This window comes from Kitasatospora sp. NPDC091335 (assembly GCF_044757205.1).
Lineage (GTDB): Bacteria > Actinomycetota > Actinomycetes > Streptomycetales > Streptomycetaceae > Kitasatospora.
This window is the reverse complement of sequence record NZ_JBIVUM010000023.1, coordinates 65,186-88,568: the sequence shown is the minus strand read 5'-3', so window position 1 is coordinate 88,568 and position 23,383 is coordinate 65,186. Positions and strand designations below refer to the sequence as shown.

Below are 23,383 nucleotides of genomic sequence, written 5' to 3'. Positions count from 1 at the left end.
CACTGGGGGAGTGCGAGCCCGCGGCACTGGGGGGAAGGGGGCGGCGGGTTCGGGACTGCGGGGTGGCGCAGGACACCGCTCGCTCGTTGGTGGCCCACCGTATGGACAGCGATCGCCCGGCCGCAAGGGGTCTGCCGCAGAAATTATCCATCCGGATAACTCTTGACCGCGGGCCGGGCGGTTCCTATGTTGTTTGACACCAAATGAGCCATGGCGGATGTTCTCCCGCCCACGCCGCCCCACGCCCCCCACCCCCTTGGCCGAGATCCGGCCCCGGTGGTCCCGGGCCGGGCCCCTTCCCTCCCCCGTCTCCTTGCGTTCCCCCAGCCCCAGGAGGACCGGCCATGCAGGTCGTCGTCGACATGAACCAGTGCCAGGACCACGGCCAGTGCGTCTTCGCCGCCCCCGACGTCTTCCGCTTCGACGACGACGGACGCCTGGCGTACGTCGCCGACCCCGACGAGGCCCTGCGCGCCGACGTCGAGGAGGCCGCCGACGTCTGCCCGCTCCAGGCCATCCGGATCGAGGGCTGAGCCGTGACCGCACCCATCGTCGTGGCCGGCGCCTCCATGGCCGGGCTGCGCGCCGCCGAGCAGCTGCGCGCCGCCGGCTGGGACGGGCCGATCACCCTCGTCGGCGACGAGCCCCACCCGCCGTACAGCCGGCCCCCGCTGTCCAAGGAGGTCCTGGCCGGCAAGGCGTCCTTCGAGTCGCTCGCCTTCCGGCCCCGGCCCAGCGTCGCCGACGTGCGGTGGCGCCTGGGCAGCACGGTCGTCCGGGCCGACCTCGACGGCAGGACCGTCGGACTCGACGACGGCGAGACCCTGCCCTACCGCGGACTCGTGGTGGCCACCGGCACGCGCGCCCGGCGGCTGCGCTGCCCGGGCCCCGCCGCCGGACGGCACACCGTCCGCACCCTGGCCGACGCCAGGGGGCTGCGCGAGGCGCTGACCAGGCCGGGCGTGCGGGTGGTCGTGGTGGGCGCCGGCTTCATCGGCTGCGAGGTGGCCGCCACCGCCGTGGCCCTCGGCGCGGCCGAGGTCACCGTCGTCGACCCGCTGCCGCTGCCCATGGCCGGACCACTCGGCGAACTGCTCGGCCGGGCGCTGCTCGCCCGCCACCGGGAACGGGGCGTCCGCTTCGCGCTCGGCACCGGGGTGACCGCCTTCCAGGGCGAGCGCGAGGTCACCGGGGTGGTCCTGGCGGACGGCAGGGTGCTCGCCGCGGACGTGGTGGTGGAGTCGGTCGGCTCGGTGGCCAACACCGAGTGGCTCGAAGGCAACGGCCTGGACCTCACCGACGGCGTGCTGACGGACGGGCACCTGCGGGCCGGCGGCCGCCCGGAGGTGATCGCCGTCGGCGACGTCGCCCGCTTCCCCAACCCCAGGTACGACGGCGTCCCGCGCCGCGTCGAGCACTGGTCCATCCCCACCGACACGGCCAGGCACGGCGCCAGGGTGCTCGCCGCGCACCTCGCCGGCGCCGGCCACGGCCTCGCGCCGTTCGCACCGCTGCCGACCTTCTGGAGCGACCAGCACGACTTCCGGCTCCAGTCCTTCGGCGCCCCCGCCCTCGGCAGGGACGACGTGCGCGTCCTGGGCGGCGACCCGGACGGGGACGTCCTGGTCGGCTACCACCGGGCCGGCCGCCTGGTCGGCGTCGTCGCCCTGGGCGGTCAGAGCGCCGCGGCCGCCGCCGCCCGCTACCGCGCCGAACTGCTCCGGCAGCCCGCCGACGAGCAGCCTGCTCTCCAGTAGCTCGCTTCCCGGCAACCCGCTTCCGGGTAACCCGCTTCCCGGCAACCCGCTTCCCAGCAACCCGCTCCCACCGCGTAAGGAACCCCAAGTGGCCAGTGTCCGTGGATACTTCCACCCCAAGACGGCGACGGGCGCCTCGTCGCTGATCCCCTCGCCGCCGTGGCGCTACTCCGGCGACCTGCTCACCATCGAGTACCGCACCGACCCGGCCCGGGTGCGCGAACTGCTCCCCGAGCCACTGGAACTCGCCGACGAGGACCCGGGGGCCGTCGCGCTGATCTGGGCCGACTGGCAGTCCTGCTCCGCCTCCGGACAGGAACTCCTCGACCCGGTGCTCGCCCAGTACAAGGAGGCGTTCGCCGTCGTCCGCTGCACGTACCGGGGGCAGACCTACTCGCGCTGCGTCCACATCTGGGTCGACAAGGACTTCGCCATCGCCCGGGGACTCCACCAGGGCTACCCGAAGAAGCTCGGCTCCATCCACCAGACCCGCCCGCACCCGTACGGGCCCGCCCCGCGCATCGAGGCCGGTGCCCGGTTCGGCGCGACCCTCGCCGCCGCGGACCGGCGCCTGGCCCAGGCCGTCGTCACACTGCGCGAGCCGTCCGGGACCAACGGCTTCGTCAACAGCCACCCGATGGCCCACCACCGCTGGCTGCCCTCCATCGAGAAGGGCGGCGGCCTCGCCCTGGACGAGCTGGTCGAGTCCGGCGCCGCCGCCTTCGAGGCCGGACAGTCCTGGGTGGGCGACGCCGAGCTGGAGCTGTTCGAGGCGCCCACCGAGGAGCTGGCCCGGCTGGAGGTCCGCGAGCCGATCGCCGCCTACTACCGGCAGGTCGGCGTGGTGTGGGACGGCGGCCGGCTGCTGGAGTCGAACGCCTCCGGCGCCGAGTGAACCCGCGCCGCACCGACCACGAGGAGCCCCGAGACATGAGCGAACACACCATCACCGTCGCCGGAGTGGCCGTCGACACCCGGCACTGGATCGGCGGCGAACGCGTCGCCTCCGCCGGCACCTTCACCGACGTCTCGCCCGTCGACGGCGGTGTCCTCGGCGAGGTCGCCCGGGGCACCGCGGCGGAGGCCGCCGCGGCCGTCGCCGCCGCCAGGGAGGCCTTCCCCGGCTGGGCCGCCACCCCGCGCGAGGAGCGCGCCCGCGTCCTGCACGCCATCGCGGACGGCGTGGAGCGCCGGCTGGAGGACCTGGCCGTCGTGGAGACGGCCGACAACGGCGCCCTGCTGCGCTCCCACCGGCGCGGCGTCATGCCCAGGGTCGCGCACAACTTCCGGTTCTTCGCCGACTGGCTGCTGCGCCTCGGGCACGAGGACTTCGACACCCGCGGTCACACCAACCACGTCGGCTGGGACCCGGCCGGCCCCTGTGTGCTGATCACCCCGTGGAACGCGCCGCTGATGCTGGCCACCTGGAAGGTCGCCCCGGCGCTGGCGGCCGGCAACAGCGTCGTTCTCAAGCCCGCCGAGTGGTCGCCGCTGACGGCCTCGCTGCTCGCCGACATCGCCGCCGAGGCCGGGCTGCCGGCCGGCGTCCTCAACGTGGTGCAGGGGTACGGCTCCGAGATCGGCGACGCCCTCACCGCGCACCCGGACGTGCGCCGGATCAGCTTCACCGGGTCCGTGCCGACCGCCCGGCGCATCGCGGCGTCGGCCGCCGCCAACCTCACCCCGCTCAGCCTCGAACTGGGCGGCAAGTCACCGCTGTTGGTCTTCGCCGACGCCGACCTGGACCTCGCCGTCGACCTCGCGGTCGAGCAGTACGACAACGCCGGCCAGGTCTGCCTGGCCGCCACCCGCATCCTCGTCGAGGAGACGGTCGCCGAGGAGTTCACCCGCCGCTTCGTCGACCGGGCCTCCCGGCTGCGGCAGGGCGACCCGCGCGACGAGGCGACCGACATCGGCCCCACCATCCACCCCCGCCAGCTGGAGAAGATCGAGGGCTTCGTGCGGCGGGCGGTCGAGGCCGGCGCCCGGGCCGTGATCGGCGGCCACCGCAGGGAGGGCCAGTACTTCGAGCCGACGCTGCTCGCCGGTGTCGCCCAGGACTCGGAGATCGTCCAGGAGGAGGTCTTCGGCCCCGTCCTGACCTTCCAGACCTTCGGCGACGAGGAGGAGGCCGTGCGGCTGGCCAACGACACCCGCTTCGGTCTGGCGGCCACCGTGGCCACCGGTGACCAGGAGCGCGCCCGGCGCGTCACCGGGCGGCTGGTGGCGGGCACCGTCTGGGTCAACTGCTTCTTCGTCCGGGACCTGCGGGCCCCGTTCGGCGGCTCCCGCCACTCGGGCGTCGGCCGCGAGGGCGGCACCTGGAGCTTCGACTTCTACTGCGACCTCAAGAACACCGTCACCTCGCCGAAGGGGTGGCGGGACCATGGGTGAGATCGTCGGAGCCGGCCTGCTCGCCCACGTCCCCACCATCGTGCTGCCGGAGGAGACCAGGCTCCAGCTGAACGGGGGCAGGGACTTCACCCTGGTCTCCGGCCTGCGGCGGCTGCGCGAGGAGGTCTTCGGGCGCGCGGACTACGACACCGTCGTCGTCCTGGACTCCCACTGGGCGACCACCGTCGAGTTCGTGGTCACCGCCCAGCGGCGCCGGGCCGGGCTGTTCACCTCCGAGGAGCTGCCGCGCGGCATGTGCCGGATGCCCTACGACTACCCCGGCGATCCCGAACTCGCCCGCAGCATCGCCTCGTTCGCCGACCGGCACGGCACCTGGATCACCCCGATCGACGACGCCTACCTGCCGGTCTACTACGCCACGATCAACCTCTGGAAGTACCTCGGCGAGGGCCTGCCGGACAAGCGCTGGGTGACCATCGGCGTCTGCCAGACCGGCGACATGGAGGACCACCTGCGGCTGGGCCGCGCGCTGGCCGACGGCATCGCCGCCACCCCGGGCCGGCGGGTGCTGCTGATCGCCTCGGGGGCGCTGTCCCACACCTTCTGGCCGCTGCGCGAGCTGCGCGACCACGAGGACGGCGACCCGTCGCACATCTTCACCCCCGAGGCCAGGGCGGCCGACCGGGAACGGATCGCCTGGTTCAAGGAGGGCCGCCACGACCGGGTCCTCGACACCATGGACGAGTTCTGGCGGTACAAGCCCGAGGCCAGGTTCTCCCACTACCTGATGATGGCCGGCGCCCTCGGCGAGCAGGCCTGCACCGCGAAGGCGCGCCAGTACGGCGAGTACGAGAACTCGATCGGCACCGGTCAGGCGCACCTCTGGTTCGACCGCCCCGAGAACGGCTGGACGGGCACCGGAGCGCCCTCCTCCCGCACGCCCCGCAACCCCCACAGCCTCGTCTAGAAAGGCCCCCGCCATGCCCGAGTACCGCCGTATCCTCCTCGACGGCGCCATCGTCCGGACCGTGCGCGACGGCGAGGAACTGGTCGCCGGCGACGGCCGGCGCGTCGCGATCGAGGACGCCCACCACCTGCCGCCCGTCGAGCCGTCGAAGGTGATCGCCGTCCACCTCAACCACCGCAGCCGGGTGGAGGAGTTCCGGATCGGCCTGCCCGACACGCCCACCTACTTCCACAAGCCGACCTCCGCGCTCAACTCCCACCGGGGCGCGGTCGTCCGCCCCGAGGGCTGCCGGTGGCTCAACTACGAGGGCGAGGTCGCCATCGTCATCGGCCGCACGGCGCGCAACATCTCCCCGGAGGAGGCGGGGGAGTACATCGCCGGCTACACCGTGGCCAACGACTTCGGCCTCCACGACTTCCGGGACACCGACGCCGGCTCCATGCTCAGGGTCAAGGGCTCCGACACCCTCTGCCCGCTCGGCCCCGGGCTGGTCACCGACTGGGACTTCCGCGGCAAGCGGCTGCGGACCCACGTCAACGGGGAGGTCGTCCAGGACGGCTCCACCGACGAGATGACCTGGGACATGCACTACCTCGTCGCCGACATCGCCCGCACCATCACCCTGTACCCCGGCGACGTGCTGCTGTCCGGCACCCCGGCCAACTCCAGGCCGGTCCGGCCGGGAGACGTCGTGGAGGTGGAGGTGGAGGGCCTCGGCCGGCTCACCAACCACGTCGTCACCGGGCCGACCCCGGTGCGCACCGACGTGGGGGCGCAGCCCACGGAGTCGGAGGAGGTGCTGTCCACCGCGCTGGGCGGCGACTGGGAGTTCCGCGGCGTCAGGCCGCCGAAGCGGTGACCGGGACGCCCCGGTAGGGTCGACGCCATGACCGAGTCCGCCGAGTCCGCCGCGCGCGGCCCCCGCAAGCGCGTGACGAACTACGGGACGGGCCGGACGGCGCTGCTGGACGCGGCCGTCCGCGTGGTGGCCCGGGGCGGTCTGCGCCAACTCACGTACCGGGCGGTGGCCCATGAGGCCGGCGTCACCCACGGGCTCGTCGTGCACTACTTCGGCTCCCGGGACGCGCTGATCGAGGAGGCACTCACCCACGCCATCCACTCCTCGCTGAGCATCAGCGCGCTCGGTGCCGGCGAGGGCACGGCGGCCGACTTCGCCACCGGCCTCGTGGACATGGTCGAGACCGGGCCCGAGCTCCAGGCCTTCCAGTACGAGCTGCTGCTGGAGGCCCGGCGCAGGCCCGAGCTGCTGGCGCACCTGCGCGGCCTCTACGAGGAGTACTTCGAGGCCAGTCGGCGCGAGCTGGACCGCATCCTGCCCGGGCCGGTGAACCCGGGCACGTCCCGGCTGGTCTTCGCCGCGCTGGAGGGTCTGGTGCTGCACCAGCTGGTGTTCGGCGAGAGCGCGGCCACCGAGGAGGCGCTGGCGGCGCTCAGGAGTCTGCTGTCCGGGTCGGACGGAGAGCCGGACGGGCGCTGACCGGCGCTGCCGTGCCCTGACTGTGCTGCCGCGACCTGACGTGCCCTGACCTGAGCTGCCGGGCGCCGGCGGGCCCGTCTCCCGACCCCTTGTCAAACGGGTGAGCGCACCCCACGATGAGGCAATTCGTTTGACCTGAAACGATCCCCCACCCCTCTTTCGGAGGTGATCCCTGTGGACCGTCGGGCGACTTCCACAGCGCGGACCGAGCGGGACGCCCCCACAGCGACCACGCTCAAAGCCGACGCCCTGGGTGTCCTGGGCATCCTCTTCTTCGTCCTCTCCGGCCAGGCCCCGCTGACGGGCATCGCGGGCGCCGCCCCGATCTCGGTCGCCATCGGCAACGGCTCCGGCACCCCCGCGGCCTACGTGGTGGCCGGGGCGGTGATCCTGCTCTTCTCCGTCGGGTTCATCGCGATGGGCCGGCACGTCGTCGACGCCGGCGCCTTCTACACGTACATCGGCACCGGCCTCGGCCGGGCCGCCGGTGCGGGCGGCGCGAGCGTCGCGCTGTTCGCCTACTGCGTCATCCAGGCGGCGATGTACGGCCTGTACGGCTCGATCGTCAGCGCCCTCGTCGCCGACCACACGCCGCTGGACCTGCCGTGGTGGGTCTACACGCTGGTCACCATGGCCGTCGTGCAGGCCCTCGGCGCCGCCGGGATCGAGATGGGCGCGCGGGTGCTGGCCGCCTTCGTGCTCGCCGAGTTCGGCATCCTGCTGGTCTTCGGCCTGGTCACCCTGGTCAGGGGCGGCGGCCCCGAAGGGCTCGGCGTGGCCGAGAGCTTCTCCCCGTCGGCGGCCCTCCAGGGGGCGCCGGGCGTCGCCGTGATGTTCGCGCTGGCGTCCATGTTCGGCTTCGAGGCCACCGCCATCTACGGCGAGGAGGCGAAGGACCCGAAGAGGACGGTGCCCAGGGCCACCTATCTCTCGGTGCTCGTGGTCACCGGCTTCTTCGCCCTCACCTCGTGGACGCTGATCTCCGCCCACGGCGCCTCGAAGGCACCGGCGGCGGCGGAACGGGCCCTGGCCGCAGGGGACTCGGCCGGCTTCGTCTTCGCCCCCGTCACCGACCTGTTCGGCGGCTGGATCGGCGGCGTCCTGCCGGTCCTGCTGGCCACCTCGCTGTTCGCCGGCGTGCTGACCTTCCACAACTCGGCCGCCCGCTACCTTTTCTGCCTCTCCCGGGACGGCCAACTTCCGGTACGGCTCTCCCGGTTGAACCGCCGGCACGCCCCGTCGGCGGCCGGCCGGGTGCAGACCGCCATCGCCGCACTCCTGGTCGCGCCCTTCGCGCTGGCCGGCCAGGACCCGGTGCTCACCCTCTTCTCCTGGTTCAGCGGACTCGCCGTCCTGGCGATGATGCTGATCTACCTGCTGACCTCGGTCTCGGTCGTGGTGTTCTTCCGCCGCAGACGGGTGGACACCCGGGTGTGGAACACCGTGGTCGCCCCCGTACTGGGCGCGCTCGGCATCGCGGGCGCCATCTGGCTCATCCTGGCCAACTTCACCACCCTGATCGGCGGGGCGGCGGGCACCGCGCTGTGGCTCGTCCTGTCGGTGCCCGTCGTCATGGCGCTCGGCGTGGCCAACCAGCGGATCCGGCAACGACGTTCCGGCTGACCCGCCCGGGGGCGCGCGTCCCGAATCCGGGCGCGCGCCCTCCGCCTTCCGCTTCCCCCACGTGGTCTGGAGGACCGCATGACCCTCGCCACCCACGCCGACTGGCTCCGCCGGGCCGGGGCCTTCCGGCCCACCGGCGTGCATCTGATCGACGGCGCCGACGAAGCCGGCGGCGGTGACACCTTCGCCGTGGTGTCGCCCCGGGACGGCCGGGTGCTGGCCGAGGTCGCGGACGCCGGCGCGGCCGAGGTCGACGCGGCCGTCGCCGCCGCGCGCCGCGCCTTCGACCACGGCCCCTGGCCCCGGCTGGCCCCCGCCGACCGCGGCCGCGCCCTGCTGCGGTTCGCCGACCTCCTGGAGGAGCGGCGGGCCGAACTGGCGCTCACCGTCAGCCTGGAGACGGGCAAGCCGGTCACCGACGCCCACGACATCGAACTGCGGGCCGTCATCGGCACGTTCCGCTGGTACGGCGGCCTCGCCGACAAGCTCACCGACGAGTCCCCGCACACCGCGCCGGACGCCCTCGCCCTGGTCACCAGGGAGCCCGCAGGCGTCGTCGGCGCGGTCGTCCCCTGGAACTTCCCCCTCACCCTGGCCGGCTGGAAGATCGCACCCGCCCTGGCCGCCGGCTGCACGGTCGTCCTCAAGCCCTCGGAGAACTCGCCGCTGTCCGCCCTGCTGCTCGGACGGATCGGCCTGGAGGCCGGGCTGCCGCCGGGCGTGCTCAACGTCGTCGCCGGCGACGGACCGGTGGCCGGCCGGGCCCTCGGGCTGCACCCCGACGTGGACGTCCTCGCCTTCACCGGATCCACCGCCGTCGGCCGCCACTTCCTGCGCTACTCCGCCGACTCCAACCTCAAGCGGGTCTGGCTGGAACTGGGCGGCAAGTCGCCCAACATCGTCCTGCCCGACGCCCCCGACCTGGAACGGGCCGCGGCCACGGCCGCCTGGGGCATCTTCTTCAACCAGGGCGAGATGTGCACCGCGCCCTCCCGGCTGCTCGTCCACACCTCCGTCGCCGAGCAGGTCACCGAGGCCGTCGTGGCCCGCGCCCGCGCCCTGCGGGTGGGCGACCCGCTCGACCCCGCCACCGAGATGGGCGCCCTGGTCGGCGAGCAGCACCTCGGCCGGGTCCTCGGCCACGTCCGCACCGCCCTGGACGACGGCGCCCGGCTGCGCACCGGCGGCGCGCGCACCCTGACCGCGACCGGCGGCTGCTACCTCGAACCGACCGTCTTCGACCGGGTCGCCCCGGACAGCCGGCTGGCCCGCGAGGAGGTCTTCGGCCCGGTGCTCGCCGTCCTCACCTTCGACGGCCTCGACGAGGCCGTCGCCCTCGCCAACGCCACCGAGTACGGCCTCGCCGCCGGGCTGTGGACCTCCGACCTCTCCACCGCGCACAAGGTCTCCCGCGCACTCAGAGCCGGTACGGTCTGGGTCAACTGCTACGAGGAGGGCGACCTCACCGTGCCCTTCGGCGGAATGAAGCAGTCCGGCAACGGCCGCGACAAGTCCGCCCACGCCCTGGAGAAGTACACCGAACTCAAGACCACCTGGATCCAGCTGTGAACCACCGACCGCTGATCGCGATCCCCGCCCGCTTCGCCGCCTCCACCTCCGCGCTGCGGTACGCCGCCGAGGTCAGCGCCCGGGCCCTGACCGAGGCCGTCTGGCGGGCCGGCGGCGAGCCCGTCACCCTGCACCCGCACGCCCCGGGCGGCGTCGCCGACCCGGCCGAGGTGGCCGCCAGGCTCTCCCGTTTCGACGGGCTGCTGCTCCCCGGCGGCGGCGACCTCGCCCCGCACCGCTACGGAGCGTCCGACGCCCACGAGGCCGTCTACGACGTGGACGCGGAGCAGGACGGGTTCGACCTGGAACTCGCCCGGCGGGCTCTCGCGGACGCGGTGCCGCTGCTGGCGGTCTGCCGTGGACTCCAGGTGGTCAACACGGTCCTGGGCGGCACCCTGCACCAGGACATGGGCGGCCCAGGGCGCGAGCACCGGCACCTGCGGCACCCCGTCCCGCTCGCCCCCGGCTCCGCCGTGGCCCGGATCACCGGCGCCGCGCGGGTCGAGGCGTCCTGCTACCACCACCAGCACGTGGACCGGCTCGGGGCGGGCCTGGCCGTCACCGCCCGGGCCGCCGACGGAGCCGTCGAAGCCGTCGAACTCCCTGAGCACGACGGCTGGTTCGCGGCCGTGCAGTGGCACCCGGAGGACACCGCCGACGAGGACCCGGCCCAGCAGCGCCTCTTCGACGCCCTGGTGCGGGCCGCAGGCTGAGCCGTCGCGGGGAGGGCTTCGTCCGGGAGTTCTCCGTCGGCGTCCGATGCTACGGGTGGCCGGACAGCGGCCGGCAGGTCTCGCGGTCCGCGGCCTCTGCCTTGGCGGCCCCGGCGGACGCTGCGGGCCCGTGGTGCGGCCGGTTGCCCGCCGACAGGACCACGACCGCGGCCAGCGCCGCGACTCCGGACAGTACGGTGAACCCGGTCGAGAAGGCCGCGACCTGTGCGGCGACACCGAGCAGCAGGGAGCCGAGGCCGGTTCCGGAGTCGTAGCCGATGTTCCAGGCGACGGACGTGGTGTGCCGGTTCTCCGGCCCGGCCTCGTCGAGGGCCCGCACCAGTGTGATGCTCTGCAGCCCGCCGTACGCCGCCCCCAGCAGGACGAGACCGGTCAGCAGCCCGGGGAGCGGGGGCCGCTCGGAGCGGACGGCGAGGGCGATCAGCGCGAGGCCGGCGCAAGCGGCGACCAGGAGGGCGCAGGTCAGCGGGCGGGGCGCGAAGCGGTCCGCCAGGACTCCACAGACCCAGCGGGCCCCCGCGGCGACGGCGGTGAAGACGAACAGCGCCGTCGCCGCCAGGGCCGGGCGGCCGGCGAACTGGGGCGTGAAGGTCAGCACGGCACCTCCGGCCGACGTCACCAGCAGCAGGGTGGCCAGCGGCAGCAGGATGCGGCGGAGCACCGTGGCGGTGGCGGCCGTCCTTTCCGGTGCGGGCGGCGCGGTGCGGGCTTCGACCGCGCGTCCCAGGCCGCGGGCGAACGGCAGGCCGAGGACGGGCAGCGCGCCGCAGGCGATGACCGCGGGGAGGGGCAGCGCCGCGGCCAGCGCCGGGGCGGCCGGCGTCAGCACCGTCTGGGGCAGGGCGAGGGCCAGCCCGTACAGGCCGATGGCCGCTCCCTGGCGCCCGGGGGGAGCCAGGGTCGCGGCGGCGGTGGAGCCGCACACGGTGAGGATGCCGAAGCCGAGCCCCCGCGGGGCGGTGGTGAGCAGGATCGCCCCCAGGCCGTCGGTGAACGCCTGCACCGGTGCGGGCAGTCCGAGCAGCAGGGCGCCCAGGGCGAGGGTGCGCGACCAGCCCAGCCCGCGCAGCGCCGCCCTGACGAGGAGCTGGGCCAGCACGGTGGTCGCCATCAGCGTGGCGGTGACGAGTCCGGCGCCGAACGCGTCGGCGCCTCCGTGCACGGCCCACTGCGGGGAGACGGGCAGCAGGAGCGCGAAGCCCGAGGCGCAGGAGAGCGCCAGCAGGAGCAGGTGCGGCATGCCGGGGGCGGTTGCGACGGACGTCCTACGGGGCACGCCCGGATCGTACGCGCCCGTGGTGCCCCGCGGTACGGGGCGTACCCGGTCCGACGGCGGCCCGACGCGGGCGACGGCCGGGCCTGATGTCCGGATCGCGTCGTTCCACCCGCTCCGCGCAACCGGAATCGTGGATTTCGGTGGATGGTGGTGACGGGCGTGACCAACCCCTCCGGCCTTCACCGGCGCATCTCCGGAGCCGTATCCCTCCTGTCCCACAGCCGCACGACGACGGACGACGACGAATCACGAAGGGGCCGACATGAACCACCCAGGCGCGGTCGCCACTCCCCACCGGACCGCCACCGGGGCCGCCGAGTCGGTCCTCGCAGACGGAGGCAACGCCGTCGACGCCGCCCTGGCGGCCGCCGCGGTCCTCACCGTGGTCTACCCGCACCAGTGCGCGATCGGCGGCGACGCCTTCGCACTCGTGGGAGGGCCGGACCACGAACCGGTCGTCGTCAACGGCAGCGGCCGCAGCGCCCGAGGGTGGCGACGGGCGGACCACCTCGACGCCGGCGGGCAGGTGCCGGTGACCGGCGCCAGGAGCGTGACGGTGCCCGGAGTCCTCGACCTCTGGCAGCAGTTGGCGGACCGGTGGGGAAGCCGTCCGCTCGGCGCGGCCCTCCTCGCCGCGGCCGGGATCGCGGCCGAGGGGTTCGCGGTGGCGCCCGGTCTGCGCCGCGGCCTGGAGCACGAGGCGGACGCCCTCGCCGCCGATCCCGGCGCCCGTGAACTGTTCCTCCCCGGCGGCGAGTTGCTCCGGACCGGACAGCACGTGCCGCTTCCGCGGCTCGCCGACAGTCTCCGCACCCTGGCCGCGGAGGGGACGGGGGCGTTCTACGCCGGAGCCCTCGGCGCGAGCGTGGTCGCCACCCTGCGGGCGGGCGGCAGCGCGCTGGACGCCGAGGACTTCGCGGCGCACACCTCGTCCCTGTCCGCGCCGCTCGGCGCCCGCTTCGCCGGCGAGGAGTACCTCAGCTCGGGAGGGAACAGCCAGGGCCGCTTCTTCCTGCGCGGACTCGTGGCCCTGGAGGTGATCCGGCAACGCCGGGTGCGCGTCCCCGACGCCCTGGGGGCCGAGGCGGCACCGGTGGGGCGCGTCCTCGCCCTGTGTGCCGCGGAGCGGGACCGGCTCCTCGGCGATCCGGGGTTCTCCCCGGACCACGGCGACCACGGCGAGGTCGGCGATGTCGGCGAGGTCTCCGATCTGGTCGAGGCCGCCCTCGGGAGCACCCCGATCCACCGGCTGCTCTCCACCCGGGCCGACGGCCGGCCGCCGCACATCCCCGCGCGCGCCTCCGGGGACACGGTCGCCATCGTGACCACGGACGGCGAGGGCCGGTGGGTGTCCCTGATCCAGAGCGTGTTCCACACCTTCGGGTCGGGCGTCGTGGACCCGGAGACCGGCATCCTCCTCCACAACCGGGGCGCCTGCTTCAGCGGCGTCGCCGGGAGCCCCAACGAGATCGGGCCGGGCCGACGGCCGGCGCACACGCTGATGCCGGTCCTCGTTCGCCGGGACGGCCGGCTGGTCGGCGCCCACGGCACCAGGGGCGGCCGCGCCCAGCCCCAGATCCACACCCACCTGGCACTCAACCTCGCCGCCGGTCTCACCGCGGGCGAGGCCGTCGCCCGGCCCCGCTGGATCGTGGGCCGGCTGACGGCCGGTGCCCGCCCCGGCGAGGACGGCTTCGGCATCGCGGTGGAGCAGGGCGCCGGCGACGCGGCAGCCGACGGCCTGCGGGCCGCGGGCTTCCACACGACCGCACTCGCCGCCCTCGACGACGCGGCGGGCCACCTCCAGGTCGTGCGCGAGACCCCGGACGGCCCGCGCGCCGCCTCCGACCCGCGCGCCGACGGCTGAGAGCCGCCGGCGGCGCACCACTGCGCGTGGCCCGGGCCGGCAACGCCATGGCCTCCCTGGGTGCGGCGACCGAGGTGTCGTTCCGGCGGATGCCCCGTGCTCCGAACACGTCCCTCGAACGCCGGGGCGTCGCCGCCGGATTGACACCTGATTCAAACTGCTACTAGCGTCGTTACAGTTGGATCGGCGGGGCGTCCGTCACGAAGGGGGAGTCGTGAGCATCAGCAGCAGGAGCGCGGTCGCGATCCACGCACTCACCATGCTGGGGCGCTGGGATCGCTCGCTGACCTCGGTGGAGATCGCGGAGAGCCTGGCCGGCAATCCGGTGCTGGTGCGGCGGATCCTCGGCAGTCTGCGGGATGCCGGCCTGGTCCGGTCCACCGAGGGGCGCAACGGCGGCTGGTCGCTTGCCCGTCCCGCCCGCGAGATCACGCTCTACGACGTGTACACCGCCGTGGAGGCGGGGCCGATCCTGTCGCGGCACCCGCATCCACCGAGCGCCGAATGCGAGGTGGGGCGGAACATGCAGAAGCTGCTCGAGGCGGAGTTCCAGGATGCGGAGCGGGCCCTGGAAGAACGGCTCGGGCGGACGACGATCGCCCACCTCGTCCGGCAGGTGCGGGACAGTGAGCGCGAGGCCGTGCAGCACGTCACCGACTGACCGATGGCGGAGGCAGTGTCCTCCGCCTTTCTTGTGCCCTAACTGTAACCATCACGGTGGCGGAAAGCCACCCGAAGGGCCTCCTATGACTTCCACGTCGACAACGACCGGGCGGACCGGCTCGGAACTGGGCTTACTGGCCGTGCTGATGCCGGCGATCCTCGCCACGGTCACGGCCAGCGACATGGTCAATCTGATGCTTCCGACGATCGGGTCCGAGTTGCGGGCCTCCGAGGCCGAACTCGCCTGGGTCGTCACCGGCTTCCTGCTGATGTTCTCGGTCGGGATTCCCCTGTACGGCCGCATTTCGGACCGCGTGAGCCTGCGTCGTCTCTTTGCCTTCGCGCTCCTCACCTACGCCGTCGGGAGCCTGATCTGCGCGATCTCCCCGAGCCTGGCCGTGCTCGTGGCCGGGCGGATCGTGACGGGCATCGGCGCGGCCGCGATCCCCGTGCTCTCGGTCCTCGCCGTCACGACGCTGCTGCCGCCGGAGCGGCGCGGTCCGGCTCGACCTCCCCGGCGGCGTACTCCTCGGCCTCGGAGCCGGTCTCGTCCTGTTCGGCATGACCCGGGCGCAGGTCTCCGGCTTCACCGACCCCCTGTCCTGGGGCAGCCTCGTGGTCGCGATCGCGGCGCTCGTGGTCTTCGGGGTGCGCACCGTCCGGGTCGACCAGCCGTTCGTTCCGCCGGCGCTGTTCACCCATCGCGTCTACCGGACCGACATCCTCGTCGCGTTCCTGGCCATGGTCGTCAACCTCGGCGGTCTGGTGTTCGTCCCGCTGCTGCTGGTGGAGGTCAACGAACTCACCCCGGGCCAGGGCGCCTTGGTCATGATCCCGGCCGGCGTCGTGACCGCGCTGCTCTCGCCGTGGATCGGACGCCTCGCCGGCCGCGTCGACACGCGGGTCCTGGTGCTCTCCGGGCTCGGCCTCATCGGTCTGTTCTCGCTGTTCCTCTCGGCCTTCACCGGCGGCTCCTCGGTGGTCTTCGCGGGCGTCGGGATCCTCGGGCTGAGCATCGGCTTCATGCTCGTGATGACCAGCATCATCGGCGCCGCGGCGAGCGAGCTGCCCCCCGAGCAGGTCGGTGCCGGCCTCGGGATCCTCCAGGGGGCCCAGTTCCTCGGGGCCGGTACCGGCCCCGCCGTGTTCGGCGTGCTGGTGTCCGCGAGGCAGCAGGGCGCCAGTGACGCAGTCAACCCCCTCTACTGTGCTGAGTACGCCCGACCTGCCCCAGTGCCGGCAACAGACCCCGGTTCCGTCGACGGTGGACGCCGCCACCGGAGTGCTGAGCGCGGAGGTGAGGCTACCGAGCGCCGTGTCCGGCGCTCCGGCTGCGCTCTCCGCGGGCTCGTCGCCGGCCGGCTCCCCGGTGGTGCTGACGGCTGCCCCGACGGCCGGCGGCCCGCTGGGGAGCTACTCGGCCTCCCCGATGACGCCGTCGGCGTCGTGGGGGGCGGGCTCGAACATGGGCAACTTCACCTACTCCTACCCGATCGAGACACCGGCCTCGATCGGCGGCGCGTCGGCCGAGGTGGGCCTCTTCTACGACTCCTCGTCCGTCGACGGGAAGACTTCCTCGACCAACGCGCAGTCGTCCTGGATGGGTGAGGGCTGGGACTACCGACCCGGCTACATCGAGCGCAGCTACAAGGGCTGTGCCAACGCCGGCATCGCCAACTCCGGGGACCAGTGCTGGGCAGGGCAGATCGCCTCACTCAACCTCGGCGGCCACTCGGGCGCCCTGGTGCCCGACAAGACCGGTACCTACCGCCTGCAGCACGACGACGGCACCCGGATCGAGCGACTCACCGGTGCCGCCAACGAGGCCCGCAACGGAGAGTACTGGCGCGTCACCATCACCGACGGCACGCAGTACTACTTCGGGCTCAACCACCTGCCCGGCGGCAACCACAGCGATCCGGCAGCGAACTCCGTCGACTACCAGCCCGTCTACTCCCCGAACAGCGGGGACGACTGCTATGACGCGGCCAAGGGCACGTCCTCGTGGTGTCAGGAGGGATGGCGCTGGAACCTCGACTACATCGTCGACCCGCACCAGAACCTCACCACCTTCGCCTACAAGCAGGACGTCAACTACTACAGCCGGGGCGGGGGCCAGAACAACGCCTCGGGCACGCTGACCCCCTACGTGCGGGCCGACCAGGTCACCGAGATCGGCTACGGCCAGCGTCTGCCCGACCAACTCGCGGCCAACGGCAGCGCCAAGCCGGCCGCCAAGATCGTGTTCAGCACCGAGGAACGATGCAGTGCCTCGGGCAAGGTGACCTGCACCCCGGCCGAGCGTGTCGTCGCCAACCAGTTGAACTGGCCCGACACTCCGCTCGACCAGGCCTGCGCCTCCAGCGGCGCCTGCACCAACTACTCGCCCACCTACTGGTCTCCGCTACGCCTGTCGAAGATCGCCACCCAGGTGCTCACCGGGTCCACGTACACGACGGTCGACACCTGGGACCTGAAGTACGCCTTCCCCGCTCCGGGGGACGAGACCAAGCCGTCCTTGTGGTTGTCCTCCATCACCCGAACCGGAAGCAACGGTCAGCAGCCGATCGCCCTGCCGGCGGTCACCTTCACGCCTCGTCAGATCTCCAACCGGGTCGACGGCCTGGCGGTGGCCGCCCCGATGTTCAAGCGCCCTCGGATCCAGCAGATCACCACCGAGACCGGTGGCCAGATCAACGTCGTCTACGCCGAGTCCGAGTGCAGTCGTACGAGTGGCCACATGCCGGCCTCCGCGGACGACAACCAGATGGCCTGCATGCCGGTGAAGTGGCACCTGCCCGGGTCGGACTCGCCGGACCCGGTCAGCGACTGGTTCAACAAGGTCCTGGTGACGGACGTCACCGAGCAGGACTCCATCACCGGCACCGACCTCATCAAGTCCACGCACTACGCCTACGGCGGCGGAGCGGCCTGGCACCGCAACGACAGCGAGCTCGTCGACCCCAAGACCCGCACCTGGGACGAGTTCCGCGGCTACCAGACCGTCACCACCACGACCGGTAGCGGCAATGCGACCGAGGCACCCCGGACCCAGGCCGTCAGTACCTACCTGCGCGGGATGAACGGGGACGCGACCGGCAGCGGAACCAGGAACGCCTCCGTCTCCTTCACCCCGTACCCGGGCGCGGCCACCGTGACCCACACCGATGACCAGTGGCTCGCCGGAACGGTGCTGGGCAGTCAGACCTACGACCGGGCCGGCGGTTCCGTCGTCTCGGCGAACTCCACCTTCACCAGTGGCGACGTCGTCACCGCCACCCGCAGTCAGTCCGGAAACTTGCCGGACATCGTCGCCCGCTTCGGCGCCACCAAGGTCACGGAGAAGAGCTGGGGGCGCCTGGCGGACGGCACCTGGCGCACCACCAGCAGGGTCCGCACGTCGGACGCCGACCCCGACCACGGCAACCGCCCGCTCCAGGTCGACGACCAGGGCGACGGGACCTCCGCCGCACCTGAGACCTGCACCACCACGAGTTACGCCAAGAGTGCCGACCCCATGATGGTGATGCTGTCCTCGGGGACGCTCACGGTGGCCGGCCCGTGCACCACCAAGGCCGGTACGGCCACGACCATCGCCGAGTCCCGTGGCTACTTCGACGGCAAGCCCTTCGGCGAGGCACTGGCGACCGGGAACCAGACCTCCTCCTGGACAGTCGACCACTACGACGGCAGCGGCCAGCCGGTCTACACCCAGCTCACCGCCACCACCTACGACGACTACGGGCGACCGGTCTCCGTGACCGGGCCGGACGGGGCCGTCACCACGACCGCCTACACCCCGGCGACCGGCTCCCTACCCGTCAAGACCACCGTCACCGGGCCGATGGGCGCCACCTGGGCCACCAACCAGACCGTCGACCAGGGACGCGGCCAGCCCTTGGTCGCCACCGACGAGAACGGGCGCGCCCTCACCCGGAAGTACGACGCCCTCGGCCGGATCGTCGCGGTGTGGCAGCCCGAGCGGCCCACCAATGAGGCTGCCAACTACGTCTTCGAGTACGCGGTCAACGGCATCACTGCGCCGTCCACCGTCACCTCGAAGTCCATTCGTGAGGACAAGAGTTACAACGTCCAGACCGAGCTGTACGACGGCTTGGGCCGGATCCGGCAGACCCAGCGGAGCACTGCCCTGGGCGACGACGGCCGGCTGATCACCGACACGGCGTACGACTCGCACGGTTGGCCGATCAAGTCCTCTGCGGCGCACTACGACCCCAAGAGCCAGCCGAACGGCACGGTGTTCGTGTCGCAGGACTCCCAGGTGCCCGCCCAGACCTGGGTGACGTACGACGGCCTGGGACGTGCCACCACCAGCGCTCTCGTCTCGTACGGACATCAGCAGTGGGCGACCACGACCGCTTACCCCGGCGTCGACCGCACCGACACCACCCCGCCCGAGGGCGCGTTCCCTACCAGCGTGTTCACCAGTGCCCGGGGCAAGACGACCCAGTTGTGGCAGTACCGGACGCCCACGCCGACCGGGGTGGCAGCCGACGCGGACGTCACCTCGTACGCGTACACGCCCAGCGGCGAGGTCGCGAAGCGCACCGACTCCTCGGGCAACTCCTGGTCCTACGTCTACGACCTGCGCGGCCGCAAGGTCAGCTCGACCGACCCTGACACCGGCACGTCACTGACCACCTACGACGCCGCCTCCAACGTCGCGTCCACCACGGATGGCAAGGGCAACGTCCTCGCCTACTCCTACGATGTTCTCGGACGCAAGACCGGCATGTACGCCGGGTCGGTCAGCCGCGCCAACCAGCTCGCGGGCTGGACCTACGACACGCTGCCCGGGGCCAAGGGCAAGCCCGTCTCCTCGACCCGCTATGTGGGGGGCGCCGACGGCGGCAAGGCCTATACCCAGGCTGTCACCGGCTACGACACCGCCTATCACCCGCTCGGCACCACGACGACCATCCCGTCGAACGAGCTCGAGCTCGCGGGCACATACACCACAAGCAACAAATACTCGCCCATCCTTGGTTCTCTCAAGCGCACCGAACTGCCGGCCATGGGAGGTCTGCCCGCGGAGAGCGTCGCGTACCTCTACCTCAACACCGGTCTGATGATCACCTCCGGCGGCAACAGCACCCTGGTCACCGACGTCCAGTACGACGAGGAGGGGCGACCGATCGTCACCACCGTCGGTGACATCGGCACCCAGGTGGTCTCCACCCAGCAGTACGACGCCGCGACCGGCCGCCTCATCAACTCCTACCTGGACCGACAGCTCGGCACGACCACACTGGACCGGACCTCCTACACCTACACGCCCTCCGGCCGGATCACCTCCGTCAGTGACCTGCAGAACGCCACAGGCACCGACACCCAGTGCTTCACCTTCGACCACCTCGGGCGCCTGACCAACGCCTGGACGGACACCGGAGGCACCGTCACCCGACCCAGCGGCAGCTGGTCGGACACCAGCGGCAGTACCACCGGCAGTGGCGCTCCCACCTCGGTCCCCGGCATCGGCGGGTGCAACAACGCCAACGGCCCGGCCGTCAGCGGAAACCCGGCCAAGCCATCGGTCGGTGGTCCTGCTCCCTACTGGCAGAGCTACACCTACGACGCCACGGGCAACCGCACCGGCCTGACCCAGCACGACCCTGCCGGCGACACGACCAAGGACGTCACCACTGTCCAGACCTTCGGCGCTCCCGGCTCCTTCAATACCAGGACCAACGCGCCGAACACGGGTGGCGGCACCGGCGGTCCGCACGCGCTGCTGACCAGCACCACCACTTCGTCCGCCGGGACGAAGAAGGCCACCTACCAGTACGACGCGCTCGGCAACACCACGGCCGTCACCGACACCACCGGCACCACCACCCTGACGTGGGACGGCGAGGACAAGCTCGCCTCGGTCACCAAAACAGGTGAGGCCGAAGGTACTTCGTACCTCTACGACGCCGACGGAAACCAGCTGATCCGGCGCAACCCCGGCAGCACCACGCTCAACCTCGGTGCCGACGAACTCACCCTGGACACCAAGTCCCCGTCCCGGTCGATGTCCGACGTGCGCTACTACAGCGCGCCCGGCGGCATCACCATCACCCGGGTCACCGCGGCGACCGGCGGCGGCAGGATCGTCTACCAGTGCGCCGACCCGCACGGCACCAACGGCGTTCAGATCGACACCGGCGCGGCCCAGACGGTGTCCCGTCGTCCCACCGATCCGTTCGGCAACCCGCGCGGCACCCAGCCCGACCCCTCCACCTGGGCCGGCGACAAGGGCTTCGTCGGCGGCACCCTGGACCCGTCCACCGGGCTCACCAACCTGGGTGCCCGCGAGTACCAGCCACTCACCGGACGCTTCCTCAACCCCGACCCACTGCTCGGCGACTCCGATCCCCAGCAGTGGAACGGATACGCCTACAGCAACAACGACCCCATCAACATGAGCGATCCCAGCGGCCTCTATGGCAGCTGGTGTACCAGTCAGGAGTGTGCCGAACAGACCACCAAGAGCTCGGCCTCCTTCTGCGCCACCCTGGAGTGTGCCGAACAGACCCGAGGTACCGATCCGGGGGCCTTCCCTCCCACCACCGTGAGCAATGGTGCGGGCAGCGCGGGTAATGGCGGCAGCAACGGTGGCGGTGGTGGCGGCAGCGGCGGCGGCGGCGGAGGAGGAGGCAACGGCCGAGGAACCAAGAAGTGCGGATCGTGGACGTCCCTTTCAGGGATCGGCTGCCACGCCAGCAACGGAGCCAAGCGCGCCCAGAACTTCACCACCGACCATCCGGTGGTCCGTGAGATCGTCGTCGCGACCGTCACCACCATTGCGGGCGTGGTCTGCTATGGGGGCGGGGCCGTCGGCGGTCTCGCCACCGGTGGCGCCAGCGCGGTCGCGGCCGGTGCGGTATGCGGCGGGGCAGTAGCGGCGCTCGGAGCCGGACTGAACAACATTCTGGACGGCAATGCAGACCATTCGACCAAGGCGCTGTTGACGGAAGAGGCGACCGCGGCAGCCAACGGAGCCGCCTTCGGCGCACTGGCTGCCCGTCTGGGCGCGGGGGCGTGTAACAGTTTCCCCGCCGGGACCCAGGTCCTGCTCGCTGACGGAACGACCAAGGCCATCGACCGGCTGGCTGTCGGTGACCTGGTCACGGCCACCGCGCCCACCACTGGCGAAACGATTCCCCGGCCCATCGTCGCCACCATCACCACCCCCGACGACCAGGAGTTCACCGACCTCACCATCGAGGCCAAGCCGGGAGACCGCGCCCCGCCGGCTGTCCCCTTCGCCCCGGCCCAGACCCTCACCACCACCTGGCACCACCCCTTCTGGGACGTCAGCACCGACCGCTGGACCGACGCCTCCCAGCTCACCCCCGGCGACCAGCTCCGCCAGCCCGACGGCAGCACCATCACTCTCACAGCCGTCCGCAACTACCACCAGGCCGACGAGGTCACCTACAACCTCACCATCGACCAGCTCCACACGTACTATGTGCTGGCGGGTTCCTCGCCCATCCTCGTCCACAACTGCGATCTGAGCGCAGAGCAGACCAGGATGTATCCCACGGGGCGCCCTGGCGCCGACACTACGCCGCAGGCTCCCCTCCGGGAGGGCGATTTGGTGACGAGGGGAGGAAATCTCCGGGAAGGCGAGTACACCTACGTAGTGATGCCGGGTGGTTCAGTGAGGGCGTTTCACGAAAGCATCTACGATGCCGAGGTTTGGGCGGGGCATACGAGCCTATCTGGCGGCATGCCTGTATCCATGGCCGGCACATTTAATGTACTGGACGGATCCATCGTAAAATTTGGCAACTTCTCTGGCCATTATAGGCCGGACGGGGAGGGGATGGAATTGGTGGCGCGAGGCGCTCTGAACAGGAATGGATTCGACGCGAGTGGAGCAGCCTGGGATCCATTTAAATTTAAGTGAGTTCCCGCTCGTCTGCCCTGCCTGCCTGGCAGGCGGGGCAGACGCTTGGCTCGGGTTTAATCTTCCGACTTTAGGTTTCGGGCGAAATCGATCAATTGCCGAATCTTCTCGTCTTCCAGTGAGCTTGCGATCGAAACAAGCTCGCCGATTTCCATCGAATTACGGTAGGGTTTGGCAGGGCTTGAGGGTTGCCTCGTGGAAAGGTTGGCAATTACGAGCAGATCGACCTCGGAGATTTGCAATGCCGGCGCGATGTCTTTCATTATTTCCGGCGATGGTGGAATGCTTCCATGGAGCAACTGCAAAATGGTAGATTCGGCTCGCGCCGATGCTCGGCTAATACTTCGAGGAGACAATCCGCGGTTGTCCATGAGGCCCTGCAGGATGTCGGCAAACCGTTGAGTCATTCTTGTAGCTTACTGAGTAAACCAAGTCTGGCGCCAGGGTCCAGGTGTGAACGTCGCTGCGTTGGTGTGGCATCCAGCAGTGGCCGCAACATCGGTGGACGTCTGCTGGGGCCGGTGGTTCGTCGGAGCCATCATCGGTATCCACGGGTCTCGTTGAGATTATCGATGGATTGGCGGTCTGGATGGATGGTGGCGGGGTCTAGGGGGTCGATCACGGCGAGTGTGTCAGCTTTGACCGGTTGCGCAGGCTCACTGCTTTCTCACGTGCAGGGCTGGCGCTCGACTATATTTACCCCTCTGGCCAGACGCGGCAGATCAGGTTTGACGGACTCGGTGAAGTGAACGGCGTACTGATTGGCCGTAAGATAGCCGTCACAACGTTCAGCAAGTCGTGCGGGCAAGCCTGCTAGTCAACCCCTGGCGCTTGAGTGGAGCGGCTGCGCAGGCCGGTGGGAGCTCCAACTGTTGCCGCGGCCATGAGGGCGCGGAAGATTCTTGGAAATCTCTTGATCATTCGAGTGAGAGTGGTGCCATGATGAGCGTGAACAAGGTCCTGGCGCAGGCGTTCTTCAGCATTGCCGTGTCGATCGACTTGGCCGACGATGAGGGAATCGATCCCGATGTCGCCATGGGGATCCTCGAACCGCCAGCCGTCTTCTTCCAAGGCTGACTGAAGAAGATCGACAGTAGGTTTGCTCCTTGATTCTGGAGAGTGCGGAACAGGAAGAGGGTGTTGACCGCAGGAGTGC

Annotated in this window: 17 protein-coding genes and 1 pseudogene; 16 read left to right on the top strand and 2 right to left on the bottom strand. The window is 71.5% G+C overall.

The window, feature by feature from the left end:
* Positions 1–344: 344 nt before the first annotated feature.
* From ACIQOW_RS34810 to ACIQOW_RS34765, 10 genes are all read left to right on the top strand, one after another.
* Positions 345–533, top strand: coding sequence for a ferredoxin (locus ACIQOW_RS34810; RefSeq protein ID WP_401091806.1), 189 nt, complete (start codon positions 345–347; stop codon positions 531–533).
* 3 nt (positions 534–536) lie between these two features.
* Positions 537–1,757 carry an NAD(P)/FAD-dependent oxidoreductase gene (locus tag ACIQOW_RS34805; protein WP_401091805.1) on the top strand — a complete coding sequence of 407 codons (1,221 nt, stop codon included), beginning with the start codon at positions 537–539 and terminating at the stop codon, positions 1,755–1,757.
* An 88-nt stretch (positions 1,758–1,845) separates the two neighbouring features.
* Positions 1,846–2,652 (top strand): acetoacetate decarboxylase family protein, encoded by an 807-nt coding sequence (locus ACIQOW_RS34800; protein ID WP_401091803.1) that lies wholly within the window; start codon positions 1,846–1,848, stop codon positions 2,650–2,652.
* 35 nt (positions 2,653–2,687) lie between these two features.
* Complete coding sequence (locus ACIQOW_RS34795) at positions 2,688–4,151, top strand: aldehyde dehydrogenase (RefSeq protein ID WP_401091802.1); 1,464 nt, start codon at positions 2,688–2,690, stop codon at positions 4,149–4,151.
* Positions 4,144–5,079: a 3,4-dihydroxyphenylacetate 2,3-dioxygenase gene (locus ACIQOW_RS34790; protein WP_401091800.1), complete on the top strand. Its 936-nt coding sequence runs from the start codon at positions 4,144–4,146 to the stop codon at positions 5,077–5,079. Before ACIQOW_RS34795 ends, ACIQOW_RS34790 begins: the two co-directional genes overlap by 8 nt.
* A gap of 13 nt (positions 5,080–5,092) precedes the next feature.
* A complete protein-coding gene (locus ACIQOW_RS34785; protein WP_401091798.1) occupies positions 5,093–5,938 on the top strand; it encodes a fumarylacetoacetate hydrolase family protein in 846 nt (281 codons plus the stop codon).
* Positions 5,939–5,965: 27 nt separating this feature from the next.
* Positions 5,966–6,577, top strand: a complete 612-nt coding sequence (locus tag ACIQOW_RS34780) for a TetR/AcrR family transcriptional regulator (RefSeq protein ID WP_401091796.1) — start codon at positions 5,966–5,968, stop codon at positions 6,575–6,577.
* Between the two features lie 174 nt (positions 6,578–6,751).
* A complete protein-coding gene (locus tag ACIQOW_RS34775; protein ID WP_401091795.1) occupies positions 6,752–8,200 on the top strand; it encodes an APC family permease in 1,449 nt (482 codons plus the stop codon).
* A 78-nt stretch (positions 8,201–8,278) separates the two neighbouring features.
* A complete protein-coding gene (locus ACIQOW_RS34770; protein WP_401091794.1) occupies positions 8,279–9,769 on the top strand; it encodes an aldehyde dehydrogenase in 1,491 nt (496 codons plus the stop codon).
* Positions 9,766–10,482: a gamma-glutamyl-gamma-aminobutyrate hydrolase family protein gene (locus tag ACIQOW_RS34765; RefSeq protein ID WP_401091792.1), complete on the top strand. Its 717-nt coding sequence runs from the start codon at positions 9,766–9,768 to the stop codon at positions 10,480–10,482. The genes ACIQOW_RS34770 and ACIQOW_RS34765 overlap by 4 nt, the downstream gene beginning before the upstream one ends.
* Positions 10,483–10,531: 49 nt before the next feature.
* Here ACIQOW_RS34765 and ACIQOW_RS34760 read toward each other — a convergent pair whose 3' ends face one another.
* Positions 10,532–11,779 (bottom strand): MFS transporter, encoded by a 1,248-nt coding sequence (locus ACIQOW_RS34760; protein ID WP_401091790.1) that lies wholly within the window; start codon positions 11,777–11,779, stop codon positions 10,532–10,534.
* Between the two features lie 262 nt (positions 11,780–12,041).
* Here ACIQOW_RS34760 and ACIQOW_RS34755 point away from each other — a divergent pair, with 262 nt between their 5' ends.
* From ACIQOW_RS34755 to ACIQOW_RS34735, 5 genes and pseudogenes are all read left to right on the top strand, one after another.
* Positions 12,042–13,646 carry a gamma-glutamyltransferase gene (locus tag ACIQOW_RS34755; protein WP_401091788.1) on the top strand — a complete coding sequence of 535 codons (1,605 nt, stop codon included), beginning with the start codon at positions 12,042–12,044 and terminating at the stop codon, positions 13,644–13,646.
* A gap of 214 nt (positions 13,647–13,860) precedes the next feature.
* Entirely contained in the window at positions 13,861–14,307 is a 447-nt protein-coding gene (locus ACIQOW_RS34750; RefSeq protein ID WP_401091787.1) for an RrF2 family transcriptional regulator, read from the top strand.
* Positions 14,201–14,797: pseudogene (locus tag ACIQOW_RS34745) on the top strand (MFS transporter); the annotation flags it as partial. The gene ACIQOW_RS34750 and the pseudogene ACIQOW_RS34745, both read left to right, overlap by 107 nt.
* Before the next feature lie 73 nt (positions 14,798–14,870).
* Entirely contained in the window at positions 14,871–15,917 is a 1,047-nt protein-coding gene (locus ACIQOW_RS34740; RefSeq protein ID WP_401091785.1) for an MFS transporter, read from the top strand.
* Positions 15,910–22,227 carry an RHS repeat-associated core domain-containing protein gene (locus tag ACIQOW_RS34735; protein WP_401091880.1) on the top strand — a complete coding sequence of 2,106 codons (6,318 nt, stop codon included), beginning with the start codon at positions 15,910–15,912 and terminating at the stop codon, positions 22,225–22,227. The genes ACIQOW_RS34740 and ACIQOW_RS34735 overlap by 8 nt, the downstream gene beginning before the upstream one ends.
* 56 nt (positions 22,228–22,283) lie before the next feature.
* Here ACIQOW_RS34735 and ACIQOW_RS34730 read toward each other — a convergent pair whose 3' ends face one another.
* Positions 22,284–22,634, bottom strand: a complete 351-nt coding sequence (locus tag ACIQOW_RS34730) for an XRE family transcriptional regulator (protein WP_401091783.1) — start codon at positions 22,632–22,634, stop codon at positions 22,284–22,286.
* A gap of 532 nt (positions 22,635–23,166) precedes the next feature.
* Here ACIQOW_RS34730 and ACIQOW_RS34725 point away from each other — a divergent pair.
* Positions 23,167–23,304: a hypothetical protein gene (locus ACIQOW_RS34725; protein WP_401091781.1), complete on the top strand. Its 138-nt coding sequence runs from the start codon at positions 23,167–23,169 to the stop codon at positions 23,302–23,304.
* Positions 23,305–23,383 lie beyond the last annotated feature (79 nt).